3 protein-coding genes are annotated in these 4,010 nt (G+C 72.9%); all 3 read right to left on the bottom strand.

Annotated features, from left to right (window positions below):
- Positions 1-437 (bottom strand): DUF5709 domain-containing protein (locus ACYVE9_RS18080; RefSeq protein ID WP_461028920.1); only part of this gene is annotated, 437 nt, incomplete at its 3' end.
- Between the two features lie 197 nt (positions 438-634).
- A complete protein-coding gene (gene meaB, locus ACYVE9_RS18075) occupies positions 635-1,645 on the bottom strand; it encodes a methylmalonyl Co-A mutase-associated GTPase MeaB (protein WP_461028919.1) in 1,011 nt (336 codons plus the stop codon).
- 13 nt (positions 1,646-1,658) lie between these two features.
- Positions 1,659-3,893 (bottom strand): methylmalonyl-CoA mutase, encoded by a 2,235-nt coding sequence (gene scpA / locus ACYVE9_RS18070; RefSeq protein ID WP_461028918.1) that lies wholly within the window; start codon positions 3,891-3,893, stop codon positions 1,659-1,661.
- Between the last annotated feature and the right edge of the window lie 117 nt (positions 3,894-4,010).

Here is a 4,010-nt window from a genome sequence, read left to right as displayed (position 1 = left end):
ATGGCGGCCTCCTCCGCCCCCGCGGCGCCCCCGTCGATGCCGTGGTCGTCGGCCACGACCTCCTTGGTGGTGTCGGCCTCCACGCCGCGGTCGGGCGCCGTCAGCCGGCCCGCGCGGGCGTCACCCGTCTCCGGGTCCACCGGCTCGCCCTCACCGCCGGGCAGGTCGCCCACGCCGTCACCGTCCGGCGGCGACACGTCCGGCCGCTCCTGGGTCAGGCGCTCGTCCAGCGACTCGCCCTCGTTCATCTCGGAGGCCGTCGTGCCGTGCTTGGTGACGCCCAGCGGCTTCTCCGGCGGGGAGTAGCCCTCGTCGAGGATGTCGTCGTACGTCCGCTCGCCCACCGCGTCCTGGAGGTCGAGCGGCGCCGCGTCCTCCTGCTCCTCGTTGCCGCCGGTGGGCTGGTAGACGTCATCAGCCATCTGCTCGTCACTCATGATGCCTCCTCGTTACCCGTGGGTGGCAGCCGTTCCGCTGCCCCTCAGGCCGGGTTTCCACTGAGGAGGCGCTCAAAAGCCCCGGCCCGGTATGCCACCCACCAGGGGCAACCGGCGCCGGACACCGAACGGCCGCACGCCGCCGGCCGCGCATCGGGCCGCTCCCGCACGCCGGGCCGCACCCCGGCCGTGGGCGGTCAGCCCGGGTCGGTTTCGGAGCGGTCGGGGCCGGCGAAGGCGGCGAGCAGGCGCTCGGCGGCCAGGGTGACCGTGAGGGCGCCCTCGCGCACGTCCCGCTCCAGCCCGGGAGCGAGTCGGCGCACCTCCGGGTGGTCGCGCAGCCGGTCCAGGAGCTGGTCGCGGACCATCGACCACACCCACTCGACCTGCTGGTCACGCCGCTTGCCCTGGAGCGCGCCGGTGGCGTCCAGGATGCGGCGGTGCTGCTCCAGCCGCTCCCAGACCTCCTCCAGCCCCTGGCCCTCCCGGGCACTGCACGTGAGCACCGGCGGGTTCCACGGCGCGTCCGGCGGCTGGAGCAGCCGCAGCGCTCCGGCCAGCTCCCGGGCCGCCGACCGGGCGTCCCGCTCGTGCGGGCCGTCGGCCTTGTTGACGGCGACCACGTCGGCCAGCTCCAGCACGCCCTTCTTGATGCCCTGGAGCTGGTCACCGGTCCTGGCGAGGGTGAGCAGCAGGAACGAGTCGACCATGCCGGCGACGGTGATCTCCGACTGGCCGACACCGACCGTCTCCACCAGCACCACGTCGTAGCCGGCGGCCTCCATCACCACCATCGTCTCGCGGGTGGCGCGGGCCACACCGCCCAGCGTGCCGGAGGTCGGCGACGGGCGGACGAACGCCGCCGGGTCCACCGCCAGGCGGGCCATCCGCGTCTTGTCGCCGAGGATCGAGCCGCCGCTGCGGCCGGACGACGGGTCGACGGCCAGCACCGCGACCCGATGGCCCCGGCCGGTCAGCATCGAGCCCAGCGCGTCGATGAACGTCGACTTGCCGACCCCGGGCACCCCGCTGATGCCCACCCGGCGCGCCGCGCCCGCGTGCGGCAGCAGCTCCACCAGCAGCTGCTGGGCCAGCTGCCGGTGGTCGGCGCGGGTGGACTCCACCAGCGTGATGGCCCGCGCGATCTGCGAGCGGGAGCCCTCCCGCACACCCCGGACGTAGGCGTCTATGTCGATCTTCCGCGGCATCAGCGCACGCCGCTCACAGCTCGTGGCCGAGGCTCGCGGCCAGCGACCGGACCAGGTCGTGCGCGGCGTCGGGAATCACCGTCCCCGGCGGGAAGACCGCCGCCGCACCCATCTCCTTCAGCGGCTCCACGTCCTGCGGCGGGATCACACCGCCGACCACGACCATGATGTCCTCGCGCCCCTGCCCGGCCAGCTCCTCCCGCAGCGCCGGCACCAGCGTCAGGTGCCCGGCGGCCAGCGAGGAGACGCCGATGATGTGCACGTCCGCCTCGACGGCCTGGAGCGCCACCTCGGCGGGCGTCTGGAACAGCGGGCCGACGTCCACGTCGAAACCCAGGTCGGCGAAGGCGGTGGCGATCACCTTCTGGCCGCGGTCGTGGCCGTCCTGGCCCATCTTGGCGACCAGGATGCGCGGCCTGCGTCCCTCGGCCTGCTCGAACTCGCCCACCAGGGCGCGGGTGCCCTCCAGCGCGGAGGACGACCCGGCTTCGTCTCGGTACACACCCGAGATCGTACGGATCTGGCCGGCGTGCCGCCCGTACACCTTCTCCAACGCGTCGGAGATCTCCCCCACGGTGGCCTTGGCGCGGGCCGCGTTCACCGCCAGGTGCAGCAGGTTGCCGTCCAGGCCGCCGCCCGGCCGGTGGCCCTCGTCAGCCGCCGCGGTCAGGGCGCGCAGCGCGTCCTGGCAGGCCGCCTCGTCGCGCTCCTCGCGCAGCCGCCGCAGCTTGGCGATCTGCTGGCTGCGCACCGAGGAGTTGTCGACCTTCAGCACGTCGATCCGCTCGTCGGTCTCCACCCGGTACTTGTTGACGCCGATCACCGGCTGCCGGCCCGAGTCGATGCGCGCCTGGGTACGGGCCGCCGCCTCCTCCACCCGCAGTTTCGGGATGCCCGCGTCGATGGCCTTCGCCATGCCGCCGGCCTCCTCGACCTCCTGGATGTGCTGCCAGGCCCGCCGCGCCAGGTCGTGCGTCAGCCGCTCCACGTAGGCGCTGCCGCCCCACGGGTCGATGACCCGGCAGGTGCCGGACTCCTGCTGGAGCAGCAGCTGCGTGTTGCGGGCGATGCGCGCCGAGAAGTCCGTCGGCAGCGCCAGCGCCTCGTCGAGCGCGTTGGTGTGCAGCGACTGGGTGTGGCCCTGCGTCGCGGCCATCGCCTCCACACAGGTGCGGGTGACGTTGTTGAACACGTCCTGCGCGGTCAGCGACCAGCCCGACGTCTGCGAATGGGTGCGCAGCGAGAGCGACTTGGCGTTCTTCGGGTCGAACTGCCGGACCAGCTTGGCCCACAGCAGCCGGGCCGCGCGCAACTTGGCGACCTCCATGAAGAAGTTCATGCCGATCGCCCAGAAGAACGACAGCCGGGGCGCGAACGCGTCCACGTCCAGGCCCGCGCCCATGCCGGCCCGCAGGTACTCCACGCCGTCGGCGAGGGTGTACGCCAGCTCCAGGTCGGCCGTCGCCCCGGCCTCCTGGATGTGGTAGCCGGAGATGGAGATGGAGTTGTACCGCGGCATCCTCTGCGAGGTGTACGCGAAGATGTCGGAGATGATCCGCATCGACGGCAGCGGCGGGTAGATGTAGGTGTTGCGGACCATGAACTCCTTGAGGATGTCGTTCTGGATGGTCCCCGCCAGCTTCTCGGGCGGCACCCCCTGCTCCTCGGCGGCGACGATGTACAGCGCCAGCACGGGCAGCACCGCGCCGTTCATCGTCATCGACACGCTCATCCGGTCCAGCGGGATGCCGTCGAACAGCTGCCGCATGTCGTAGATCGAGTCGATCGCGACGCCCGCCATGCCCACGTCGCCGGTCACGCGCGGGTGGTCGCTGTCGTAGCCGCGGTGCGTCGGCAGGTCGAAGGCGACGGACAGGCCCTTCTGCCCGGCGGCCAGGTTGCGCCGGTAGAAGGCGTTCGACTCCTCGGCGGTGGAGAAGCCCGCGTACTGGCGGATCGTCCACGGCTGGTTCACGTACATCGTCGGGTAGGGGCCGCGCAGGTACGGCGTGATGCCCGGGTAGGTGCCCAAAAAGTCCAGGCCGTCGAGGTCCTCCCCGGTGTACAGCGGCTTGACGCCGATGCCCTCCGGCGTCTCCCACACCAGGTCCTCGGCGCTCTTGCCGGCGCTCTGCCGGAAACCCTCCCGCCACCGCTCCGCCGCCGACGGGCCGGCCGGGTCCGCCGCGGGGCCCGGGTCGACCGGGCCCAGGTCGACGCCGGTGAAGTCCGGAATGCCGCCGCTCATCACACCACTCCCGCTTCGTTCGGGCCCGCGTCGCCGCGTCCCGCTCCGCCCGCACCCGAACCGCCGTCGCCACCCGGCCCGTTATCCGGCCCGCCGTCGTCGTCCGGCCCGCTGTCA

The sequence above is a fragment of the Streptomyces sparsus genome, from assembly GCF_054776295.1.
Note: the sequence above shows the minus strand (reverse complement) of the source record. Positions and strands in the feature narration are given on the sequence as shown.

Coding starts and splice junctions, on each gene's coding strand:
- meaB (WP_461028919.1), bottom strand. CDS start 1,645: ATGCCGCGGAAGATCGACATAGACGCCTACGTCCGGGGTGTGCGGGAG.
- scpA (WP_461028918.1), bottom strand. CDS start 3,893: ATGAGCGGCGGCATTCCGGACTTCACCGGCGTCGACCTGGGCCCGGTC.